This window comes from uncultured Paracoccus sp., assembly GCF_947487305.1.
Lineage (GTDB): Bacteria > Pseudomonadota > Alphaproteobacteria > Rhodobacterales > Rhodobacteraceae > Paracoccus.
The window spans coordinates 77801-100905 of sequence record NZ_CANKWH010000013.1 but is presented as its reverse complement, the minus strand read 5'-3'; the positions used below and the strand labels follow the sequence as shown (position 1 = coordinate 100905).

The following is a 23105-nucleotide window of genomic DNA, read 5'->3' as shown; positions in this document are numbered from 1 at the left end:
CTGCGCGACGACCTTGCTGGGCCTGGCAGGGAGCATTTGGCATTCCATCGCATTGAGCCGCAGTTGAGAATCTGCAGTCCACCGGCTGGCCAGATCGCCAGTCTGGCCGTGATCACGCCGTATTTTCGGGCCCGAGGATCTGGTCGAGGTCCTGCTGCAGTCTGACCCGCGCCAGAAATCCGTCCGTCTGGTCGGGGCGTGGCGAGAGCAGCTCCAGCCGCCCTCCTGCGCTGGTCAGAATCTGCGTGCAAATGTCGAGGCCAAGACCGAAGCCCTCGCCATGTCGGCGACCGAAGCGCCGGGTCAGCGCCCCCTGCGCGGCGTCGGGGAGAGCGGGTCCGCCATTGCTGACCTCGATCACCGCATCGGGCCGAAGCCGGACCAGCACCGGCGCGTCGGCGGGGCCGTGCTGCAGCGCGTTCTCGACCAGATTGCCCAGCACGATGGCATAGGCATCGGGATCAATGCGCGCCGGCACGGCTGCGTCAGGAAGCTCGGCCCTGATCCGGCCGGCCCGACCGTGCGGCATAGCGTCGTCGAGGATCAGCCGGGTCAGCGGCACCAGATCATGCGCGATCTCTGAACCGCCGATACCGGCATCGGCGCGGGCGAGCTGCAACAGCCGCGCGACCAGCCGGCGCATGCGCTGCAGCGCCCGCTCCAGCGCCTCGGTCCGCGCGATCTGCCGGTCGGTCGTGGCGATCTCGCGCAGCTGCTGCACCTGGGTCAACGCGATGGCGACCGGGGTGCGCAGCTCATGCGCGGCATTGCTGGCGAAGGCGCGCTCTGCATCCAGCGCCTGTGACAGCCGGGCGATGAAGCCGTTGGTGGTGCCGGCGATGCGCACCAGATCCTCGGGCCAGTCGCTGGCATCGATCGGGTCCAGTCGGTCGCCGTCCCGCGCCGCGATCTCGTCACCGAGCGCTCGCATCGGCGCCAGGGCGCGCCGGGTGATCCATCCGATCAACAGCCAGGTCAGCGGCAGAAGGGCGATCATCGGCAAGAGAAACCCCATCATCCCGTCGCGAAAGGCCTCGCGTCGTTCGGCCATGGGCGCAGCGATCTGCAGGGCGTGGCCGGTCTGGTTGAAGGCGGTGACATACACCTGATAATCATCCGCGCCGGTGATCCGGTCGACCGGCAACCCGCGCGGGTCGGGCAGTGCCGCCGCATCCGTCTGTGCGGCCTGTTGCAGCACCCGGCCATCCCCATCGAAGAGGCGATAAAGCACCGCCTCCTCCAGCGATAGCGAGGGGCGCGACAGGGCGACATCCGCCGCGCGACCCCCCGCAAGTTCATTGGCCGACAGCAGCGGCAGCAGGACCTGGCCGTACTCGACCAGCTCCTGATCGAACATCTCGTCCAGCTCGGTCCAGAGGATCACCGACATCAAGAGCACCGCCACGCTCCAGATCGCTCCCAGCCCCAGCGTGCTGAACAGCGTGACCCGTCGCGCCAGGCTCGCGCGCGCCATCAGACCTGACCCATGCGATAACCAAAACCACGCTCGGTCACGATCGCCTCGCGGCCCAGCTTGGCACGCAGCCGGCTGATATGGGCCTCGATGGCATTGCTTTCGACCTCGTCGCCGAACCCGTAGAGCGCATCCTCCATCTGCGCGCGGCTGACGGTGATATCGGACCTGCGGCTCAGCCGCTCCAGAAGCGCCCATTCCCGCAGGGTCAGATGCACCGGCTGTCCATCGAGCAGCGCCTGCCGGCGCTCGGGTAGCAGCAGAAGTCGGCCAAAGCGGCGCTCGATCTCGGGGCTGGCGGCAGAGCGGCGGTGGATGGCGAGGATGCGGGCCTGCATCTCGTCCAGATCATAGGGTTTCACCAGATAGTCGTCGGCCCCCGCCTCCAGCCCGGCAATGCGCTCGGTGATCCGGTCTCGCGCAGTGGTGATCAGCATTGGGGTCTGCACCCCACGCTCGCGCAGTTGCCGCAGGATCGCCAGCCCCTCGCCATCGGGAAGCTGCAGGTCCAGCACCGCAAGGTCATAGCCGGTGGCGGCCAGTGCCGCCTCGGCATCTGCCGCCGTCAGCGCCAGATCCACGGCATGACCGGCGGCGCGCAGATAAGACCCCACCGCCTCGGCCAGATCCGGCTCGTCCTCGATGACCAGCAGTCTCATGTTCGCATGCAATCAGACATTTCTCGCCCTTGGTAAGAAACTGGTAAGATTTAGGGTCCATCAAGCTCATCAAAAGCCTCCGGTCGAGTCTCAACCGGACGGCAGAAGGATGAGGCATGATTACGGCAGACAGGATATGGCTGGCCATCGGTTTCGCCGGGCAGCTGCTTTTTACTTCGCGTTTTCTGGTGCAATGGATCGCCAGCGAGCGGGCGCGGCGCAGCGTGGTGCCGCTGGCTTTCTGGTGGTTCAGTCTGGCGGGAGGGGCGACGCTGCTGGCCTATGCGCTGTGGCGGCGCGACCCGGTCTTTGCCATCGGGCAGGCCTCGGGGCTGATCATTTATACCCGCAATCTGATTCTGATCGGGCGCCAGGACAAGGCCGCGGCAAGCACATGATCCAGCGCCATCCGATTGCGGCGGCGCTGGGGCTGATGCTGGCCACCGCCGCCCTGGGCCTTCTGCTGCGCCCGCTGGCCCCGATTGACGAGACCCGTTATCTCGCCGTGGCCTGGGAGATGCACCGCTCCGGCAACTGGCTGGTGCCCACGAAGAATTTCGCCCTCTACAGCGACAAGCCTCCGCTGCTGTTCTGGACGATCAACCTCGTCTGGCTCGTGACCGGGATCAGCGAATTTGCGGCAAGGCTGGTCGGCCCGGGTTTCGCGGCCTTGTGCCTGTGGCTGACGGCAGTGCTCGCCCGCAACCTCTGGCCCGAGGATGCGGGCATCGCCGGACGCGCGGCGATGGCACTCGCGGGGCTGGTGGTCTTTGCGCTCTCGGGCAGTCTGACCATGTTCGACGTGCCGCTGACCGCATCGGTGCTGCTTGGTCTGATCGCGCTGGCCGCTGCCGGGCGTGATCCGCAGGCGCGGCGCCCCTGGATCGGCTTTGGCGCGGCGATCGCGCTGGGGGTGCTGACCAAGGGGCCGGTGATCCTGTTCCATCTCCTGCCGGCGGCGGCGCTGTTGCCGCTGTGGAGCCGAACCGCCTTTGGCTGGCCCGTACTGGCCAAGCGGCTGGGGCTTGGCCTGCTGGTCGGTCTGGGCCTCTTGTCGCTGTGGCTGGTCCCGGCGATCACGCTCGGCGGGGCGGAATACCGCAACGCGATCCTGTGGCATCAAAGCGCCGGACGGTTGACCGAATCCTTCGCCCATGCACGGCCCTGGTGGTTCTTTCTGGGGCTGCTGCCCCTCTATGCCTTCCCCCTGCTCTGGAGCCCGACTCTCTGGGCGGCCGGCCTGCGGGCGGGCTGGATGAGGGATCGCGGGCTCAGGCTCTGCCTCATCTGGGCCGGGGCCGGACTGGTGCTGTTCAGCCTGACCAGCGGCAAGCAGGTCCATTACCTCGTTCCCGAATTGCCCGCGCTGGGGCTGATCGGCGCGCGGCTGGCTCGTGATCGGCCGCGCTTCGGGCTGCTGCCAGCGGTCGCGCTGCTGGGGCTGCTGGCCGTGGTGGCGGCGCTGGCCGGGTTTGGTCTGCTGCCGCTGAAGAATGCTGGCGAATTGCTTCAGCCAGGCGCCATGCTTCTGGTCTGGGCCCTGCTGATCGCGGCGCTGTGCTGGTTCGCGCTCCGCCGGCGTGGTCTCGAGGGCGCGCTGATCCTGTCGCTAGGCAGCCTCTTGGCCACCAACCTGCTGATCGGCCTCACCGGCACCGGCACGATCTTCAGTACCCATCCCCTCGCCGCGCGGATCGCGCCCTATCAGGCCGAGGGGCTGGCCTATGCCGGAATGCGCTATCATGCCGAGTTCAATTTTGCCGCCCGGCTGACTGAACCCGTCGTAGAGCTCTCTGATCCGGCGGCGCTGCGCGACTGGGTAATCGCCCATCCTCATGGCCGGATCATTGCCCGCAGCGATCTGGCCGAACTGCCCTGGTCCGCCAGCGAAACCATCCTGTTCCGCAACCGCGACTACGGAATCTGGCTTGCCGAGAACTCACCCTTCCTTACATCGCAGGAGCCATAAGATGCATCCTCTCTCCCCCACCGTCTCGGTGATCATTCCGGTTCGTGACGAGGCTGTCGCCATCACCCCGCTCATTTCCGGGATCATGGTGGCGCTCGAGGGTCGCGCCTTCGAAATCATTGTCGTCGATGACGGATCGCAGGACGGCACCGACCACATCCTGCAGGCATTGGCCGCGCGAAATCCTGCGCTGCACCATCTGCGCCACCCGGTCTCGCGCGGGCAGTCGACGGCGATCCGCACCGGCGTGCGGGCGGCGCGCGCGCCGCTGATCGTGACGCTGGATGGCGACGGCCAGAACCCGCCCAACCAGATCCCGCTGCTGCTCGCGCCCTTCGAGGCTGCGCCGCCGCAGCTTGGGCTGGTGCAGGGCCAGCGGGCGGTCAGGCAGGACAATCTGGGCAAGCGCCTGTCTTCGCGCTTTGCAAACGGGTTGCGAGCGGCGCTGCTCAAGGACGGCGTGCGCGATTCCGGCTGCGGGCTGAAGGCCTTTCGCCGCGAGGCCTATCTGGAGTTGCCCTTCTTCGATCACATCCACCGTTTCATGCCCGCGATGATGCTGCGCGAAGGCTGGCGGATTGAAACGGTCGATGTCGCCCATCGCCAACGGCACGGCGGTCGATCGAAATATTCCAACCTCGCCCGCGGTCTGGTCGGCATTCCCGATCTTCTGGGCGCCGCCTGGCTGATCCGCAGGTCCGGCCGCCTCGCGCGCGAGCAAGGGCCGGTCAGACCAGGCGACGGCGCGGCGACCCCCTCGGCATGGCAGGGCATGGAGACGGATGAAGGGGCCAGACCTTGAAGATCGCTGTTGCAGGGCTTGGGTATGTGGGGCTGGCGAATGCGGTCCTTCTGGCCCAAAATCACGAAGTCGTCGCTGTCGATGTCGCGCCCCAGCGGGTCGATGCGGTGAATGCCCGAACCGCTCCGTTCGAGGATACGGACCTCGCGAAGTATCTACGCCGGCCCGGCCTGAATCTGCGGGCCACCCTGGACGGCGACAGTGCCTGGCGCGGGGCCGACTTCGTCATCATCGCCACCCCGACCGACTATGATCCTGTCAAGAACACCTTCGACACCTCAAGCGCCGAGCAGGTGATTGCGCAGGTCCGGGCGGTGAATGACAGCGCCAGCATCATCATCCGCTCGACCGTTCCGGTGGGCTTTACCGACAAGATGCGCGGGATGCCCGATGCCGGCTCGGTCATCTTCGTGCCGGAATTCCTGCGCGAGGGGCAGGCGCTGCATGACAGCCTTTATCCCTCGCGGATCATCGTCGGTGAACGCTCCGCGCGCGGACGGCGATTTGCGGATTTGCTGGTCGAAGGCGCGCTGACCAACAAACCCGAGGTGCTGCTGACCGATTCCAGCGAGGCCGAGGCGATCAAACTGTTTTCGAACACCTTCCTTGCCATGCGGGTGGCCTTCTTTAACGAGTTGGACAGCTATGCCATGGCGCGCGGGATGGAGAGCCGTCAGATCATCGAGGGTGTCTGTCTCGACCCGCGCATTGGCGCGCATTACAATAATCCCTCCTTCGGGTACGGCGGCTATTGCCTGCCCAAGGACACCAAGCAGCTGCTGGCGAATTTCGACCATGTCCCGCAGAACCTGATCGCGGCCATCGTTGACGCCAATCGGACGCGCAAGGATTTTCTGGCCGACCAGATCGTCGCCGCCCAACCCTCGACCGTCGGCGTCTATCGTCTGGTCGCAAAGGCCGGATCGGACAATTTTCGCCACAGCGCAATTCAGGGGATCATGAAGCGGATCAAGGCCAAGGGGATCGAGGTAATCGTCTACGAGCCCGAATTGGCCAATGACCGTTTCTTCGGCTCGGAGGTGCGCGGCGATCTTGCCAGCTTCAAATCCGATTGCGACCTGATCGTCGCCAACCGGCACAGCGAAGAACTGGCGGATGTTGCAGCCAAGGTTTTCACCCGTGATCTCTTCGGGGCCAACTGATGCGCACGGCCCTTGTTACCGGATCCTCGGGTTTCATTGGCTATCACCTGTCGCGTCGCCTGTTGGCCGAGGGGTATCGGGTCGTCGGCATCGACAACCTGTCGGACTATTACGACGTGACCCTGAAGCTGCGGCGTCAGGCCATGCTGGAGGAGGATGCGAATTTCTCGGTGGTGAACCAGCCCATCGAGGCTGCCGGCGTGCTGCATGATCTGTTCGGGACCCATCGCCCCGCGGTGGTGGTGCATCTGGCGGCGCAGGCCGGGGTGCGGCATTCGATCACCGAGCCGCGCGGCTATCTGACGAGCAACCTTGCCGGCACCTTTGAACTGCTCGAGGCAGCGCGGGCCTTTCCGCCTCGGCACATGCTGCTGGCCTCGACCTCCTCGGTCTATGGCGCAAACGAGAGCCTGCCCTATCACGAGGATGACCGGACCGATCACCCACTGTCCTTCTATGCCGCCACAAAGAAGGCCACCGAGGTCATCGCCCATTCCTATGCCCATCTCTACGGGCTGCCGGTGACGATGTTCCGCTTCTTCACCGTTTACGGACCCTGGGGCCGCCCCGACATGGCGCTGTTCAAGTTCACCCGCGCGATCCTCGCAGGCGAGCCGATCGACGTTTACAATCATGGCCGGATGAAGCGCGACTTCACCCACGTCCGCGATCTGGTGGGCGCGATCATCGCGCTGATCGACGAGGTTCCGGTTCGCCCGGCCGAGGGGGAATCCGCCAAGGATGTCTCGCCCGTGGCGCCGTGGCGGGCGGTGAATATCGGCAACTCCGACCCGGTGGCGCTGGAAGACATGATCGCCGCGGTCGAGGCGGCGACGGGGCGCAAGGCGCAACGCAACATGCTGCCGATGCAGGCGGGCGATATGGTCGCGACCTGGGCCGATACCGCGCGCCTGCAGCAACTGACCGACCAGACGCTTGGCACCGATATCTGCGAGGGCGTCAAGGAATTCGTCGACTGGTATCAGAACTACTATTTCGGCCAGAACGACTGACCCCGACCGTCGCGATGGCCCCGGTCCTGCCTCGGAACGACCACCGCCCACAGGCTGCGACGTGACGGACCACGCCGAGCCTCTGGCCCCGCCGGTTGCCATGTGGTTGAAGGCGGCGTGGACGATTCACGGAGACGACCAGACGTGCCAAAGCCTGCCGCTGATCGGCTGCGCAGCTTCCTACCGCTTGCGGTGGGGGGGCTGCTTTTCGTGCTGGGCCTCTATGCGCTGCATCACCTTCTGGCACCGGTCAATCTCGAGGATGTCTGGGCGCGGATCAGGAACATGCCGCCAACGATCCTCATGGCCTCGGTGCTGGGGGTCGCCGTCAGCTATGCCGCGCTGATCTTCTATGACTGGTTCGCGCTGCGTTTCGTCGGCCGGCGACTGCCGGCAGGGCCGGTCGCGCTGGGGGGATTTCTGGGCTTCGCCTTCGGCAACACCATCGGCGTCAGTGTCGTGTCGGGCGGGGCGGTGCGCTATCGCATCTATTCGGCGCTCGGGCTGAGCTTTTTCGAGGTCGCCACGCTGTCGGCCTATCTGGCTGTGGCGGTCGGGACCGGCTTGACGCTGATCGGGCTGGCGGCGCTGGCGCTGCATCCGGGTGCGGCGGGTTCGGTGCTGTCCTATACGCCCGAGGCGATCCGCTGGGTGGCCGGCGGGCTGTTTCTGGTGGGAATGGCGGTGATCATCTGGGCCTCGGCCCGGCGCAGCAGCCTGCGATTTCGCGGGCTGGACCTGCGGATGCCGCCGCTGCCCGACCTCTTCGGCCAGTTGGCGGCAACCCTGATCGACGTGGCTGCGGCGGCATTTGCGCTGTGGATCCTGCTGCCCGAGGGCCGGCCGGATTTCACCGCCTTCATCGCCATCTACGCGGCGGCGACGATGATCGGGGTCATCAGCCATGTCCCGGGCGGCATCGGCGTCTTCGAGACCGTTGTGATCGGCGCCCTGCCGCCGACCGTGCCCGTGGGCGAGGTGGCCGCCGCGCTTCTGATGTTCCGGCTGACCTATTACCTTTTGCCCTTCGCCATCGGCTTCCTGCTGGTGGCGCTGAATGAGGCGCGGGCGGCGGGCGGTGCGGCGGCGCGGATCGTCGGACGACTGTCCGATCCGGTGCAGACCGGCCTGACCACGCTGCACGAGCTGGTCCCGTCCTTGGTGGCGGCCGTAGCCTTTGGCTTCGGCAGCTTCCTGCTTCTGGTGACGATGATCCCGGCCATGCGCACAGATGCCATCGCGGATGGAGATCTGACGGCGGCGCTGCTGCTCGAGGGCGGGACGCTGGCGGCGGCGGTTGCCGGGCTGGCGCTGCTGATCCTGTCGCACGGGCTGATCCGGCGGGTCTCGTCGGCCTATCACCTGTCGGTGATCATGCTGATCGTGGCGGCGGGCTCGGCGCTGCTGAACCACCTTGATCTTGCGGATGCGACCATCCTGCTGTCTGGCGCCGTTGCGCTGCTGCCCTTTCACCGCGCCTTCGACCGGCACGGACCGCTGACCGAGGGCAGTTTTGGTCCGCGCTGGTTCGCGCTGGTCGCCGCCGTCCTGCTGGCGGCGGGCACGCTGTTCTTCTTTGCCCATCGCGCCGTGCCCTATTCGAACGATCTCTGGATCGCCTTCTCGGCCGAATCCGATGCCCCCCGTTCGCTGCGTGCCGGGCTGCTGCTGTCGATCCTGCTGTTCCTCTTCTGCCTCTTCCTGCTGACCCGCCCGGTGCGCCGAATTGCCCCCGCCGAGGTGACGCCCGATACACTCGCCCGGGCCGCCAGGCTGGCCGCCGAGGCACGTTCGCCCCAGGCATGGCTCAGCCAGGTCGGTGACAAGCGTTTCCTGTTCTCGGATGCGGGCGACGCCTTCATCATGTATGGCGTGCATCGCGGCTCTTGGGTGGCGCTTGGCGATCCGGTGGGCAACGAGGCGGCCTTCGAGCCGCTCTGCTGGGCCTTTTGCGAACTGGCCGACGGCGCGAATTGCCGGCCGGTCTTTTACGAAGTGACCGAACGCCATCTGCCGTTGTGGGTTGGCATGGGATTTGCACTGAACAAGGTCGGCGAGGAGGCCGTCATCCACCTCGCAGACTTCAGCCTGTCGGGATCGAAGTTCAAGACCATGCGCGCGGCCCAGAACAAGCGCGAGCGTGACGGTTATGAAACCGCGATCCTGCAGCCGCCGCATTCCGACGCGTTGATCGCCCAGTTGCACGGCATCTCCGAGGCCTGGCTGGGCAGCAAGGCGGGGGCCGAGAAGAAGTTTTCCGTCGGCCGCTTCGATGCCGCCTATCTGGCCCATTTCGAGATCGCCGTGACCCGCAGGTCAGGGCGCATGGTGGCATTCGCCAGCATCATGAGTTCCGCCGGCGGCAAGGCCGTGGCGGTCGATCTGATGCGCTATCTGCCCGACGAGGCCTCAGGGCTGATGGAATACATGTTCCTGCGTCTGATCGAGCATTATCGCGGCACCGGCGCCGACGAATTCAGCCTGGGCGTCTGCCCGCTGGCGGGCCTATCGGACAAGACCGTGGGCCGGTCCTGGAACAAGTATGGCCGGCTGATCTTCCGACATGGCGGTGCCTTCTACAATTTCGAAGGCCTCCGGGCCTTCAAGCAGAAATTCCAGCCGGAATGGCGCCCGCGCTATATCGCGCTTCCTCCGCACCAGTCACCGCTGATGGCCATGGGCGACGTGGCCCTGCTGATCGCCGGATCGCGCCGCGGATTGTTCGGAAGGTAACAGCTGGCGATCATTCTGCACAAATGTGACAATTGCAGCATTTCGTCGCCAATCATCACCATCAGGGCGGCGACACACGGCCGCCGGTTGTCAGCCTGGATCCCGGGCGGATGCCCGTTTCACGGATGCGCTGACGGCGAGCGCGACTTCGCGGGTACCGGCCTTGCCGCCCAGATCGCGGGTTCGGTGCTCGGGCACGCCCAGAGCCATGGGCAGCGAGGCCCCTGCGTCTCGAGAACGGCGTTGCGAGGATCGCCTCGGCCATGCACGGAACATGATGAGGCGCCCGATAGCGCGCCTGATCGAACCATGCCGTGCCCAACGGCGCCTCGCCTGCGAAGATGACCAGCGGGAGTCCGGCACGGAGAGCAGCCGGCAGGGCGGTCAGAACCTGTGTAAGCCCCGGGCTGCGGGTGACGGTTGCGACCCCGAGCTGACCGGACTTGCGCGCAAAGGCGCTGGCGGCGGCGACGGCACAATGTTTGTGGCGAACATAGATCATCCGCACACCACTCCCGGCAAGCGCCGTCACCCAGTTCATGTTCGCATCGCCCAAGAGTGCAAACCAGGTATCGACACCTTCGGCTACAAAACACGCGGCAAGATGTCCAAACAGATGCATGGCCAGCGGGTTCAGACAGAGGTCGGGATCAGGACCTCGCCACTGGCCAGCAGGTAAGCGGACCGAACGACACCGGCCGAGTGGATCTGCACCCCGTCACTCTCGCGCCGGAATTCTACCAGCACCTCGAAGGTTCCTGTTGCATCTTTGATCCCGATATTGAGCGGTGACTGGCCGCGCGCCGAGACGGCCGCCAACCCGTCGACCACGGTGCCGGGCGTAATCGCGCGGGCGGCGATGAATTGCGCGCCGGTCACGGCCATCGAGGTATGGCACGCCCGGGTCATGGAACAGCGGGCCGCGATGGTGCCGTCATTGCGCGGTTCGGCCAGCACCGCGATCCTGGGCGTGACCGATTTCGACACGTCACCCAGACCCTACATCCGGTCGACCTTCATACCTGTAGGCTCGATCGGGTCGAAGACATCCCGCCTGTCGTTCAGATCCTGCCGGTTTTCATTGCCGGACCGCCCGAAATCGGCGGCCCGCGCATCATCACCGGCATGGCGACATCCCTGCAGGTGACTTCGATCCCGTCGATCACGTCGCGCAGGTTGCCGGTCGGCAGCAGCGCGCCGGTCACTGATTCGACGGTCTCCATGAAGCCGAGGGCGATCGGCGCGGCGGCGACGGGGACACCGGCAATGGCACTGTCGCCGCCATCGCAGACCCGACCGCCGGGGGTTTGGACCTGCGGTTCGACCACGGCACCGGTATTGACGGCATGGATGCGGACCACGTTTCGCCGTCCTGCGCAGCGATCAGCCCCATTTTGATCGCAGCGGGGCCCACGCCGACGAGGATATTGCCGCAGGTCGGGCGATAGTCGACCTCGCGCTTGTCCACCGCGACCTGGGCGAAAAAACAGTCGATGTCGCAATCGGCTCGTGCGGAACGGCTCAGCATGGCGACTTTCGTTGTGACCGCATTGCCGTCATCAAGCCCGTCGATGTTCAGCGGGTGGCGAGCGCCGATGATGGCCATCAAGACCTGCGAGAGGGTACCCTGATCCTCGGGGCGATCGCTGCGGCGCAGATAGGGACCGCGCGAGGTGCTGTCCCCGAAGAAATGATGCGGGATTGCGTGTTGGTTCTTGGCAGAGGCCTCAGGTCAGGGTTCAGGGAAGGTGGACCAGCGTCGGCAGGTATCCCGGCGGCACTTCGCGCCCCAGAAAGCCCGCAAGCCCGGTGAAGAAGGCCAGTCCGATCGCGGTGGCCAGAACGGTAGCCGGCCCAGCCAAAGCGAACCCGGATCCGGCAGAAGGCAAGCAGGAAAAGCGTCAGCGCGACGATCAGGCCAAAGGCAAAGGTCGTCGCGACCAGCGCGGGGAACCCAGATCCGTGTTGGCCACAGGCCATGCGGCACCTCGCCTTCGATGCCCCTCTCGAGATCGATGAAGACTTCGTTGGTTGCAGGGCGTGTCGCCATCCGGATCAGCAGAAGCAAGCCGCCGACCAACGTCGCAAGTCCGATGGTCAGCGGAAACATGCGGTCCTGGAGTCGACCGATGCCCGAGGCATCGAAGGTGGCCACGGCAAGATCGGCCACGATGATTGCCAGAAAGACGGCCGGTGCTGTCTTGGTGCCGGTAGGTGCTTCGATGTTTCGCGGATGTTCCTCGAGGCCCTGATCCCTACAAAGACCGATGCGATGGTCAGCAGCGGCAGACCGATGGTGATGGGTGAGAGCAGATAATCCCAATGCGCCTCGGGCGATCGGCGCAAGCGGGCACCGGCACTCTGGAACGCCTGATTGACCAAGATCCCGGATTGGTTGCTCAGCAGGAACCCGATCAGGAAGGCCGGACGCGAGAAGTCGAAGCGCCGCAGCAGGATGCCAAGAACTCTGATCCCGACCAACGCCGCCAGGTCCAGCGCGGATTGACGCGACTGGAACGCCGCGAAGGAGATGATCGTGAACAGATAGGGCGCGATGAGGGTGAAGCGGATCGTGGTCATCGCCGCGATCGGTTCGGACAGCAGGATGCACAGCCCGGCCTCGATCACGTTCGCGAGGGCCAGCGACCAGACGATGGTGTAGGTGATTTCCAGATTGTTGCGCACCATCTACGGGCCTGGCGTCATGTTCAGCAGCGCCAGCCCGCTGAAGAAGATCGCCATCGATCCCGACCCGGGAATCCCGAAGATCAGCGTCGGCACCAGACCGCCGCCCTCTTTCGTGTTGTTCGAGCTTTCGGGTGCGATGACGCCGTGACTATCGCCCTGACCGAATTGCGACCTGTCCTTGGCGGTCAGCACCGCAGAGCCATGGGCCAGCCAGTCCACCACCGAACCGCCCAGCCCGGGAATGAGGCCGACAATTACGCCGATCACGGCGCAGCGCAGCGACAGTCAGCGATGACGTCACCAGTCGCGCACGCCCTGTCCGCAACCGTCGCCCAGGGTGCCGCCCTCGGCAATGGCCTTGTCCTGCCTTAGCAGCGAGATGATCTCGGGCACCGCGTCGATGCCCAAGCCCACGACTACCAGTTGAACGCCGTCGACGAGATAGGGCAGGTCATAGGTCGACATCCGCAGGCTGCCCCCCCCCCCGGTGCCGCGCCGATATTGCCGAACATCAGCCCCAGCCCCAAGGCGACGACGCCCTTCACCGGCGCCCGACCGGCAAGGATGGCGACCATAGACAGGCCGAGACTGGTGATCATCAGCATTTCCGGCAGCCCGAAGGCCAGGATCAGCGGCCGCGCGATCAGGATGAAGAAGGTCAGCACGATAGCGCCGCAGAGGCCGCCGAACAGCGACGAGGCAAAGGCCGCCGACAGCGCCCGTGCCGCCGGCCCTGTTTGGCAAATGGAAAGCCGTCCAACACCGTGGCTTGACTGGCAGATAAACCGGGAATGCCCAGCAGAACTGACGAAAAAGTATCCGAAGTCGGGATGACCGCGATAAAGCCGATCATCAGTTCGAGACGCGAGACGGGCTCCATGCCGTACATGAAGGGCAAGAGTAGCGCGAGGCCCGCAATTCCGCCCAATCCGGGAAGAACCCCGACGAACAGACCAAGCAGCACACCTCCCATGAGGTAGAGCAGCTGCATCGGTTGGAAGATCAGGGCAAAAGCCTGACCCAGACTCGGCAATGCCTGCATTAAGGGGTCCACAACGCTATCCGCTTGATAGGGAAGGGGCTGCTGTCCACCGCGCGCGGGCAGGGCGAGCTGGATGAGGAGGGACGACAATCATTCCATGGTGATCTCGTAATCCTCGTTCAGCCAGTCGAGGACGTATTGCTTGGCTTCGGGCGGGATCGACGTCGCCTGTTTGGTCGCTTCCATCGCCGCCTCTCCGACAAGCTGCGGACAGGCGCACAGAACCTCGGGCGCCTGGGTTTCGAAACCTTCGGCGGTGGTAATTCCGCGCAGGGCCTCGACATAGGCATCAACCATCTCCTGCGGGGCGGAGGAGGGCAGGAAAATCGTATTCTGGTTTGCGAAGCCGGCAACGAAGAACGCCTTGTGGGCATCCCATGCCACGCCCTTGATCTCGCAGGCTGGGGTCGCTCGCACACCTCCTTGAAACTCGTCGGCCATGATCGCCAGTTCGACCGGCGGCATGTCTGCAGCAGGCTCGCCGATCGGGTGGGTCAGCGGGCGATCGAACAGATAGTGCAGGATCGCCGGCAAGGTGGTGACGATGATCAGGACGCGGGTCGCGTGGAGCTGCGACAGGGCGCGGACGGCGCCGCCGGCCTCCTGTCTGAACAGCACCATGTCCTGCAATCCGCCCGGCATTGCCGCGAAATAGGACGTAGGCAGGTCGAAGCCGCAGACCTTGTGGAATTAGGGCACCCCGACCAGTCCGTTGACCGCAATATAGGCCGGGATGAAGGCGGCAGAGCCGACCATTCCGGGGATCTGGTGGATGACCTCGGGTGTCAGCGAGGCACCGTCAGCAACCCCCAGAACCGTTCGCGCTGCGTTCGAGACAGGTTTAACCCCAGCAGAGGCGCGCCTGGATCCTGATGCGCGAGATGGTCGGGGACGGGCATCACCTGGCCTGTGTCTCGAAGGCGCAGTCCAGGCGCGAGGATCGAGCGCGGCATGGTGGCCGAGTTGCCCTTTCCCGGCCGTTCCCTGCCGCGCCCCATCGGCCTGACCCTGCGCAGCGGATGGCAACCGAAGCCTGCTCAGCGGATTCTTCTCGATGCAATCCGCGCCTCTGTCCAGACGCGGGACTAGCAGGGATCGAAGGGATTCACCGGGTATTGCGTCCGGGGCATGGGCCTGCCGGTTCGAGCTGACGCCCCGCGCCCCGACGAAGAGAAGGCAATGAAAACGGGCCGGGAAGTTCTCCTGCCGGCCCGTCTGGTGTGGTTCTGGTTCAGGTAGCAAGCAACGCTCAGGTGGTGGGCTTGGGCGCGTGGTCGCTTTCGATCATCCGGTCTTCCATCTCGTCCTTGCGGCGCAGCAGCTTGCGCATCAGCACGAAGAACATCGGCGCGAAGAGGATGCCGAGGATCGAAGCCAACACGGTGCCGCCCAGCACCGTCGAGCCGATGGCGTTGCGGCCATTGGCACCCGCGCCGGTGGACAGGACCAGCGGCAGGACGCCAAGCGAGAAGGCGATCGAGGTCATGATGATCGGGCGGAAGCGCTGGCGCGCCGCCTCGACCACCGCGCGGTAAAGCGGCACCCCGGCCTGCACCTGTTCGCGCGCGAACTCGACGATCAGGATGGCGTTCTTGCCGGTGAGGCCGATCACCGTCAGCAGGCCGACCTGGAAGAACACACCGTTCTCGAAGCCACCCAGCCAGGCGCCCAGAAGCGCGCCGAGGACGCCGATGGGCATGACGAGGATCACCGCCAGCGGGATCGCCCAGCTTTCGTAAAGCGCGGCAAGGCAGAGGAACACGGCGGCCAGCGACAGCGCGTAGAGGAGCGTGGTCTGATCGCCGGAATCCTGTTCCTCGAGCGACAGCCCGGTCCAGGCGACGTCGAAGCCGCCCGGCAACTGGCTGGCGATGCGTTCGACCTCGGCCATGGCCTCGCCAGAACTGACGCCGGGCATGCTGGCGCCCTGGATCTGCATCGAGGGCACGCCGTTATAGCGGTTCAGGCCCTGCGGACCGAAGGTCCATTCGCCCTCGGCAAAGCTGGAGAAGGGCACCAAGCTGCCGGTGGCGTTCCGGACCCGCCACTTGTCCAGATCGGTCGGCACGGCGCGGCTGTTGGCCTCGCCCTGCATGTAGACCTTCTTGATCCGGCCGCGATCGATGAAGTCGTTCACATAGGCCCCGGTCCAGGCAACTTGCAGCAGGTTCGCCACGTCGGTCGCGGTCACGCCCATCGCCCCGGCCTTGCGCCAGTCGATGTTCAGCCGGTACTGCGACGCATCTTCCAGCCCTGAGGGTCGGGTCTGGGTGATGATCTGGCTTTGCGCCGCCATGCCCAGCATCTGGTTGCGGGCGTCCAGCAACTGTTCATGTGACTGGCCGCCGCGCGCTTGCAGGTAGAAGTCGAAGCCCGAGGCGTTGCCCAGCTCGATCACCGCCGGCGGCACGATCGGGAAGACCATCGCATCGCGGATCTGGCTCAGCGCGCCGAAGGCCCGCCCGGCCACCGCCTGAACCGACAGCGCGGGGTCCTCGCGTTCGGCCCAGTCCTTCAGCCGCACGAAGGCCATGCCAACGTTCTGGCCCTGACCGGCGAAGCTGAATCCCGAGACGGCGAACATCGAATCGACGGCGGCGGATTCCTCGTTCAGGAAATAGTTCTCGACCTGGTCCAGAACTGCCGTGGTCCGCTCGGTGGTGGCCCCGGTCGGGCCCTGCACCAGCACGAACATGATCCCCTGATCCTCGTCCGGCAGGAAGCCCTGCGGCGTGCGCAGGAACAGCAGCGCCATCACCAGCCCGAGCCCGGCATAGACCAAGAGCATCCGCAGTGGTCGGCGGACCATCCAGTTCACCGCTCCGGTATAGCCGTGGGTGGTCTTGTCGAAGCCCCGGTTGAACAGACCGAAGAAGCCACGCTTCTTGCCATGCGAAGGACGCAACATCGAGGCGCAGAGTGCCGGAGTCAGGGTCAGCGCAACCACCACCGACAGGCCCATGGCCGAGACGATGGTGATGGCGAATTGCTGGTAGATCACCCCGGTCGAGCCGCCGAAGAAGGCCATCGGCACGAACACCGCCGAAAGGACCAGCGCGATGCCGATCAGCGCCCCGGTGATCTGGCCCATGGATTTGCGGGTCGCCTCGCGGGGCGACAGGCCCTCGTCCTCCATGATCCGCTCGACGTTCTCCACCACCACGATGGCGTCATCGACCAGAAGGCCGATGGCCAGCACCATGGCCAGCATGGTCAGCGTGTTGATGGTGAATCCCAGCAGTGCCATGATCCCGAAGGTGCCCAGAAGCACGATCGGCACCGCCAGCGTCGGGATCAGCGTCGCCCGCCAGTTCTGCAGGAAGATATACATGACCACGAAGACCAGCACGATGGCTTCGATCAGGGTCTTGACCACTTCCTCGATCGAGATTTCCACGAAGGGCGAGGTGTCGAAGGGGATGACGTATTCCACGCCTTCGGGGAAGAATTCGGCGAATTCCTCCATCCGTTCCTTGACCCGCTCGGCCGTGTCCAGCGCGTTCGCGCCGGGCGTCAGGCTGAGCGCCATGCCCGAGGCGGGACGGCCGTTATAGGTGGCGTCGGCGACATAGGATTCCGCACCGATCTCGACCCGCGCCACGTCCTGCAGCAGCACCAGCCCGCCGTTTTCCTCGGCGCGCAGAACGATCTGGCGGAATTCCTCGGGGGTGGACAGCAGGGATTGCGCGGTGACGGTGGCGTTCAGCTGCTGGCCCTCGACCGTCGGCAGGCCGCCGAAGGCACCGGCCGAGATCTGGGTGTTTTGGGACGAAACCGCCGCCACCACATCGGAGGGGGAAATCTCGTAGGCGGCCATCTTGGACGGGTCGAGCCAGATGCGCATGGCATATTGCGCGCCGAAAACCTGCACGCTGCCGATGCCCTCGACCCGGCTCAGGTCGTCGACAAGGTTGGTGACCATGTAATCGGCAAGGTCGGTCTGGTCGTAATTGTCGTCACCGATCATGCCGATGACCATCAGGAAGCCGGCGGTCGATTTCTCGACCGTGATGCCCTGACGCTGCACCGGCTCGGGCAGCAGCGCGGTCGCCTGTGACAGCTTGTTCTGCACCTGCACCTGCGCGATGTCGGCATCGGTGCCGGTCTCGAAGGTCAGCGTGGTCGAGGAGGTGCCTGCCGAGGTCGAGCTGGAGGACATGTAGCGCAGACCGTCGAGGCCGGTCATCTGCTGTTCGATGACCTGCGTCACCGTGTTGCTGACCGTCTCGGCCGAGGCGCCCGGGTAGTTGGCATTGATCGAGACCGAGGGCGGCGCGATCTGGGGATACTGGGCGACGGGCAGCGTCATGATCGACAGCACGCCGATGCCCATGATGATGATCGAGATCACCCAGGCGAAAACCGGACGGTCAATGAAAAAACGGGCCATGGCTTAGCTTTCGATGTTCCGGGCAGGCCAGCTTAGTTGCTGGCCGTGCCGTCAGACGTTTCGGCCGTGGCGGCCTCGGTATCTTCGGGCATGGTCGCGGCAGCATCCCCGACCGGTGCGGCCTCGGCGGGCGCAGCCTCGGCAGCCGCAGCCGGTGCCGCCTCGCCTTCGGCGGCAGGTGCGGCCTGTTCCTCGGGGGTCACGGGCGCGCCGGCGGCGATACGCTGGAAGCCGGCGACGATCAGCCGGTCTCCATCCTTCAGGCCGTCGCGTACCACCCAATTGTTGCCGCGATCCTGCACGATATCCAGCATCCGCTCTTCCACCACGTTCTCGGCATTGACGACCATGGCGACCGGGCGGCCACGACGGTCGCGGCTGACGCCTTCCTGCGGGGCAAGAATCACGTCCTTCATCTCGGTCGTGGGGATCTCGGCCAGCACATACATGCCGGGCAGCAGCAGGCCCTCGGGATTGGCGAATTCCATGCGCAGGGTGACGACGCCGGTGGTCTCGTCCACATGCGGCTCGGCTGCGGTGATCGAGCCGGTATGTTCATAGTCGGTGCCATCGGCCAGTTGCAGCGTCACCGTACGGTCGACGCCATCGGGCAGCGCGGCTTCGGCGCCCTGACGCTGCCAGCGGATGATCTCGGCCGCCGACTGGGTCACGTCCACGCGCACCGGGTCGATGCTGCGGATGACGGCCAACGGCGTGGCCTGGCTGGCCGTGACAAGAGCGCCTTCCGAGGTCTGGGCAAGGCCGATCACGCCGTCCAGCGGCGCGGTGATGGTGGTCCGGTCCAGCTCGATCTGGGCACCCAGCAGCTGGGCCTCGGCCGAGGCGACGGCGGCGTTCGCCGCATCGCGCGCGGCGACGGCGGCATCCTGGGTCTGCTGGCTGGCGACGCTGCGGTCGCGCAGCGTGGCCACGCGATCGGCATCGCGGTTGGCGGCGTCGGCCTGTGCCCGCGCCGAGGCCAGTGCGGCTTCGGCCTGCGCAACCGCCGCCTCATAGGTGCGCGGATCGATCCGGTACAGCGGATCGCCGGTCGAGACATGGCTGCCCTCTTCGAACAGCCGTTCGGTGATGATGCCATTGACCTGCGGACGCAGTTCGGCCTCGGCCGAGGCGACCACCCTTCCGGGCAGGGTCGCCGTCAGGGTCACATCCTCGGCATGAAGCGTGACGACGGTGACGGCAGGGGGCGGCATCTCTCCGCCGGCCTCCTGCGCCAGAATCGGCGTCCCGAGGAAAAGGGAAGCAAGAAGAGGCGCAACTGCGACAGAAGTGATGTGTTTCATGATCTCGCCCGGCGGCAACTGGAAAAGGTGCGATCCGGCAATGCAATCGGTTGCCGGAGCAAGGGGTCCGACCTGTCTATGCTGTCATTGCACAAACCGCAATCACTGAAACGGCGCAGGGCGCGTCAATTCCGACCAAATGGCACGGGATTTCAGCGGCGGATCGGGCGAAAACCCGGCCTATTGCGGGAAAACCGGCAGGCTGTTCTTTGCTGCGCGGCGCGCAAGAAAAAGCCGCCGCTTCGGCCTGAAATAAGGCCATCTGCGGCGGCGTAAGCAGGGAATCTGACAAATCTGTGAGGTAAAAAGTCACTCGTTACTAAACGAATTCATCTTGTCGCCCCGAAGGCCGCTTTTGAATCGCGGCTAGTAAACGGTCACTATCTACTCCACATCCTGGAATATACTTGCGCGATGCTGCGCAGTATATGCGCGCCTTTACCTAGGCAATTTTGCCTATCCACTGTCAAGTTTGCGCTGACAGTCACGCAAGTCGCCGCGCGACCTTGCGTCGGGCGGCGCAGTCGGGAAAGGTCTGCCGCAACAGCGCACCAGCCGCGCCAATCCGAGGATCGCCATGTCCAAGCCCACCGCCGAAACCCGTCCTGCCGCGACGACCGAGCCGCCCCTGACCTCGCTTTCCCATGGTGGCGGTTGCGGCTGCAAGATCGCGCCGGCGGTGCTGTCGCGCATCCTTGCGGCGACGCCCTCCTTTCCCGCCCCCGCCGATCTTCTGGTCGGGAACGAGACCGCCGATGATGCCGCCGTCTACCGGCTGAACGACCAGCAGGCGCTGGTGGCGACCACGGATTTCTTCATGCCCATCGTCGACGATCCTCATGATTTCGGCCGCATCGCCGCGACCAATGCGATCTCGGATGTCTATGCCATGGGTGGCCGCCCGATCATGGCGCTGGCGCTGGTGGGGATGCCGGTGGACCGGCTGTCGCCCGAGACCATCGGCAAGATCCTGTCGGGCGGGGCGGATGTCTGCGCCAGGGCGGGGATACCGGTGGCCGGCGGCCATACGATCGACTCGGTCGAGGCGATCTATGGCCTTGTGGCGCTGGGGCTGGTGCATCCGGACCGGATCCGGACCAATGCCGGGGCGCGGCCGGGTGATGTGCTGGTGCTGGGCAAGCCCGTCGGCGTCGGCATCCTGTCGGCGGCGCTGAAGAAGGGCGCGCTGGACGATGCCGGCTATGGCCGGATGATCGACACCACCACACGGCTGAACACACCCGGCCCGGATCTGGCCGAGACCGAGGGCGTTCATGCGATGACCGACGTGACCGGCTTCGGATTGGCGGGCCATGCGCTGGAGATGGCGCGGGGATCGGGGGTCGGGGTGCAAATAGATTGGCAGGCGGTCCCGCTGATCGAGGGAGCGCGGGCGCTGGCCGAGGGTGGGTTCATCACCGGCGCCTCGGGGCGCAACTGGGCCAGCTATGGCGAGGGGGTAACGCTGGCGAGCGGCCTGACCGCCACCGACCGCGCGCTTCTGACCGATCCGCAGACCAGCGGCGGGCTGATGGTCGCCTGCGATCCGGCGGCGCTGGATCAGGTGCTGGCGGTCTTTGCCGCGCATGGCTTTGACCGGGCCGGAGTGATCGGGCGGGTCGTGGCCTCTGCGCGGCCCTCGGTTCAGGTGGCGTGAACAAGGATGCGCGACAGCCATGACGTGGTGATCGTGGGCGGGGCCGTGATCGGCTCGGCGGTCGCCTATTACCTGATGTCCAACCCGGATTTCGATGGCACGGTGCTGATCGTCGAGCGCGACCCGCAATTCCGCCAGGCCTCGACCTCGCTTTCGGCGGCCTCGATCCGCACGCAGTTTTCGAACGCCATCAATGTGAAGATCAGCCAGTATGGCGGTCAGGTGATCCGCGATTTCGCGGATATGATGGCCGTGGGCGACAGCCGGCCCGACCTGAATTTCCACGGCGGCGGATATCTGTTCCTCGCCACGCAGGAGGCGCAGGCCGAGACCCTGCGCCTGAACCACGCCGTGCAGCGCGACTCCGGCGCCGATGTGGTCCTGTGGAGCCGCGACGAGTTGGCCGAGGCCTTTCCGCATCTGCGGGTCGATGACGTGCTGCTAGCCTCCTATGGCCGCTCGGGCGAGGGCTGGTTCGACAATTCCGGGCTGATGAACGGCTTTCGTGCCAAGGCCCGCGATCTGGGCGCCGATTATGTCGTGGACGAGGTGGTGGGCATCGACCGGCAGGGCGGGCGCGTCAGCGGCGTCACGCTGGCTTCAGGCGCAAAGGTGCAGGCTGGCACCATCGTCAATGCCTCCGGCCCTCGCGCCGCGCGGACGGCGGCGATGGCGGGGCTGGCCATCCCGGTCGAGCCGCGCAAGCGCAGCGTTTTCGTCTTTGACTGCGCCGCCTCGCCCGAAGGCACGGCGCGGCTGAACCATGGCCGCCTGCCGCTGCTCATCGATGCCAGCGGCGTCTATGTCCGGCCCGAGGGGCGGTTCTTCCTGACCGGCTGCCCGCCGGTGGAGGATCCGGCGGTGGATTACGACGATTTCGCGCCGCGACACGAGGAGTTCGAGGAGATCATCTGGCCGGTGCTGGCCGAACGCTCTCCGGCTTTCGAGGCGATCAAGCTCGTGAACATGTGGGCCGGGCATTACGCCTTCAACACTTTGGACCATAACCTGATCGTCGGGCGGCATCCCGAGGTCGAAAATTTCATCTTCGCCAACGGCTTTTCCGGTCACGGCTTGCAGCAGGCCCCGGCCACTGGGCGCGGCGTGTCGGAACTGATCGTGCATGGTGGGTTCCGCACGCTTGACCTGAGGCCATTGGGGGTCGAGCGGGTGCTGGAGGGGCGTCCGTTCCTTGAGCGTGCGGTGATCTGAGGGGCGCGGCCCGTGCTGGTCGCACGGGCCAAGAGGCCCTTACCGATCCGGCGCCTTGATATGCTCGTGCCGGTCGCCTTCGGGCAGGTCGAACAGCCCTTGCCCCCAGTTCGCCGCCTGCCATTCGCGCTTGGCGTGCTCGATCTTTTCCTCGGATGAGGCGACGAAGTTCCACCAGACATGGCGCGGCCCGTTCAGCGTCGCCCCGCCAAGCGCCATCAGCCGCGCGCCCCGTGGACCCGCCGAAACGGTGATCTTGTCGCCGGGGCGAAACACCATCATCTGCCCGGCCGCAAACTCCTGCCCCGAGATGCTGACCGAGCCTTCGGTGATGTAGAGGCCGCGATCCTCGTGATCGTCGGGCAACGGGAAGCGCGCGCCGGGGATCAGCACCACGTCGAGATAGAAGGTCTCGGAATACAGCGTCGCCGGCGCCACCTCGCCATAGGCATTGCCGAGGATCAGCTTCGCGGTGACGCCCTCGGCCTCGATCTCGGGCAGGGTTTCCTTGCCGTGATGCTCGAAGATCGGGTCCATATCCTCTTCATCCTCGGGCAGCGCGATCCAGGTCTGGATGCCGTAAAGGCTGTGCGGCCCCTGACGACCGGTGGCCGAGGTGCGTTCGGAATGGGTCACGCCCTTGCCGGCCACCATCCAGTTCACCGCGCCGGGCAGAATCACCTGATCGGTGCCGATGCTGTCGCGGTGGTGGAAATCGCCGCTGTAGAGATAGGTGACGGTGCCGAGGCCGATATGGGGATGGGGGCGCACGTCGATGCCCTGTCCGGTCAGGAATTCGGCCGGGCCGGCCTGATCGAAGAAGATGAACGGGCCGACCATCTGCCGCTTGGGTGCGGGCAGGGCGCGCTTGACCTCGAAGCCGCCCAGATCGCGGGCGCGGGGGATAATGAGGGTTTCGATCGCGTCGATGCCGATCTCGTCGGGGCATCCGGGCTCGAGTGCGGGGTTCCAGCTCATGGCCTCTCCTTTCGGTCGTTC

General features: G+C 65.7%; 18 protein-coding genes and 4 pseudogenes. 8 read left to right on the top strand and 14 right to left on the bottom strand.

Annotated features, from left to right (window positions below; all coding sequences use genetic code 11):
• Positions 1–112: 112 nt before the first annotated feature.
• Both Q1A36_RS15460 and Q1A36_RS15455 read right to left on the bottom strand, forming a co-directional pair.
• Positions 113–1474 carry an ATP-binding protein gene (locus Q1A36_RS15460; protein WP_299846000.1) on the bottom strand — a complete coding sequence of 454 codons (1362 nt, stop codon included), beginning with the start codon at positions 1472–1474 and terminating at the stop codon, positions 113–115.
• Positions 1474–2133, bottom strand: a complete 660-nt coding sequence (locus tag Q1A36_RS15455; protein ID WP_299845997.1) for a response regulator transcription factor — start codon at positions 2131–2133, stop codon at positions 1474–1476. The genes Q1A36_RS15460 and Q1A36_RS15455 overlap by 1 nt, the downstream gene beginning before the upstream one ends.
• A gap of 116 nt (positions 2134–2249) precedes the next feature.
• Between Q1A36_RS15455 and Q1A36_RS15450 the strand changes: the two genes are divergently transcribed.
• The 6 genes from Q1A36_RS15450 to mprF all read left to right on the top strand — a co-directional run bounded on the left by Q1A36_RS15450 (position 2250) and on the right by mprF (position 9813).
• On the top strand, positions 2250–2531 hold the full coding sequence (locus Q1A36_RS15450) for a lipid-A-disaccharide synthase N-terminal domain-containing protein (protein WP_299845994.1): 282 nt from the start codon (positions 2250–2252) through the stop codon (positions 2529–2531).
• Positions 2528–4102, top strand: a complete 1575-nt coding sequence (locus Q1A36_RS15445; RefSeq protein ID WP_299845991.1) for a glycosyltransferase family 39 protein — start codon at positions 2528–2530, stop codon at positions 4100–4102. The genes Q1A36_RS15450 and Q1A36_RS15445 overlap by 4 nt, the downstream gene beginning before the upstream one ends.
• A gap of 1 nt (position 4103) precedes the next feature.
• Positions 4104–4904 carry a glycosyltransferase family 2 protein gene (locus Q1A36_RS15440; RefSeq protein ID WP_299845987.1) on the top strand — a complete coding sequence of 267 codons (801 nt, stop codon included), beginning with the start codon at positions 4104–4106 and terminating at the stop codon, positions 4902–4904.
• The gene (locus Q1A36_RS15435) at positions 4901–6067 is read left to right on the top strand and encodes a nucleotide sugar dehydrogenase (protein WP_299845984.1); all 1167 of its coding nucleotides are present in this window, start codon (positions 4901–4903) and stop codon (positions 6065–6067) included. Before Q1A36_RS15440 ends, Q1A36_RS15435 begins: the two co-directional genes overlap by 4 nt.
• Positions 6067–7080 carry an NAD-dependent epimerase/dehydratase family protein gene (locus Q1A36_RS15430; RefSeq protein ID WP_299845981.1) on the top strand — a complete coding sequence of 338 codons (1014 nt, stop codon included), beginning with the start codon at positions 6067–6069 and terminating at the stop codon, positions 7078–7080. Before Q1A36_RS15435 ends, Q1A36_RS15430 begins: the two co-directional genes overlap by 1 nt.
• A 144-nt stretch (positions 7081–7224) precedes the next feature.
• Positions 7225–9813, top strand: coding sequence for a bifunctional lysylphosphatidylglycerol flippase/synthetase MprF (gene mprF, locus Q1A36_RS15425; protein ID WP_299845978.1), 2589 nt, complete (start codon positions 7225–7227; stop codon positions 9811–9813).
• Between the two features lie 61 nt (positions 9814–9874).
• Here the strand turns inward: mprF and Q1A36_RS21480 are convergent, their stop codons facing one another.
• The 11 genes and pseudogenes from Q1A36_RS21480 to Q1A36_RS15375 form a co-directional block, all read right to left on the bottom strand.
• Positions 9875–10435 (bottom strand): thiamine pyrophosphate-binding protein, encoded by a 561-nt coding sequence (locus Q1A36_RS21480; RefSeq protein WP_366141589.1) that lies wholly within the window; start codon positions 10433–10435, stop codon positions 9875–9877.
• 11 nt (positions 10436–10446) lie between these two features.
• Positions 10447–10800: a PrpF domain-containing protein gene (locus Q1A36_RS15420; RefSeq protein ID WP_299845975.1), complete on the bottom strand. Its 354-nt coding sequence runs from the start codon at positions 10798–10800 to the stop codon at positions 10447–10449.
• A gap of 74 nt (positions 10801–10874) precedes the next feature.
• Positions 10875–11174, bottom strand: a complete 300-nt coding sequence (locus tag Q1A36_RS15415) for a PrpF domain-containing protein (RefSeq protein ID WP_299845972.1) — start codon at positions 11172–11174, stop codon at positions 10875–10877.
• Between the two features lie 71 nt (positions 11175–11245).
• A pseudogene (locus Q1A36_RS15410) lies at positions 11246–11470 on the bottom strand (PrpF domain-containing protein); the annotation flags it as partial.
• An 82-nt stretch (positions 11471–11552) separates the two neighbouring features.
• On the bottom strand, positions 11553–11675 hold the full coding sequence (locus tag Q1A36_RS15405) for a hypothetical protein (protein WP_299845969.1): 123 nt from the start codon (positions 11673–11675) through the stop codon (positions 11553–11555).
• A gap of 235 nt (positions 11676–11910) precedes the next feature.
• Positions 11911–12720, bottom strand: a pseudogene (locus Q1A36_RS15400) (tripartite tricarboxylate transporter permease).
• A 78-nt stretch (positions 12721–12798) separates the two neighbouring features.
• The gene (locus tag Q1A36_RS15395) at positions 12799–12966 is read right to left on the bottom strand and encodes a hypothetical protein (RefSeq protein ID WP_299845966.1); all 168 of its coding nucleotides are present in this window, start codon (positions 12964–12966) and stop codon (positions 12799–12801) included.
• Positions 12918–13474, bottom strand: a pseudogene (locus tag Q1A36_RS15390) (tripartite tricarboxylate transporter permease). The gene Q1A36_RS15395 and the pseudogene Q1A36_RS15390 overlap by 49 nt, the downstream one beginning before the upstream one ends.
• Before the next feature lie 159 nt (positions 13475–13633).
• Positions 13634–14221, bottom strand: a pseudogene (locus tag Q1A36_RS15385) (AbrB family transcriptional regulator); the annotation flags it as partial.
• Between the two features lie 571 nt (positions 14222–14792).
• Entirely contained in the window at positions 14793–17933 is a 3141-nt protein-coding gene (locus Q1A36_RS15380; protein ID WP_299845963.1) for an efflux RND transporter permease subunit, read from the bottom strand.
• Between the two features lie 32 nt (positions 17934–17965).
• Positions 17966–19147 carry an efflux RND transporter periplasmic adaptor subunit gene (locus tag Q1A36_RS15375; protein ID WP_299845960.1) on the bottom strand — a complete coding sequence of 394 codons (1182 nt, stop codon included), beginning with the start codon at positions 19145–19147 and terminating at the stop codon, positions 17966–17968.
• 667 nt (positions 19148–19814) lie between these two features.
• Here Q1A36_RS15375 and selD point away from each other — a divergent pair.
• Together selD and Q1A36_RS15365 are read left to right on the top strand one after the other, a co-directional pair.
• On the top strand, positions 19815–20894 hold the full coding sequence (gene selD / locus Q1A36_RS15370) for a selenide, water dikinase SelD (protein ID WP_299845957.1): 1080 nt from the start codon (positions 19815–19817) through the stop codon (positions 20892–20894).
• A 6-nt stretch (positions 20895–20900) separates the two neighbouring features.
• On the top strand, positions 20901–22106 hold the full coding sequence (locus tag Q1A36_RS15365) for an FAD-binding oxidoreductase (RefSeq protein WP_299845954.1): 1206 nt from the start codon (positions 20901–20903) through the stop codon (positions 22104–22106).
• Between the two features lie 39 nt (positions 22107–22145).
• Here Q1A36_RS15365 and Q1A36_RS15360 read toward each other — a convergent pair whose 3' ends face one another.
• Complete coding sequence (locus tag Q1A36_RS15360; RefSeq protein ID WP_299845951.1) at positions 22146–23084, bottom strand: pirin family protein; 939 nt, start codon at positions 23082–23084, stop codon at positions 22146–22148.
• Positions 23085–23105: the final 21 nt, after the last annotated feature.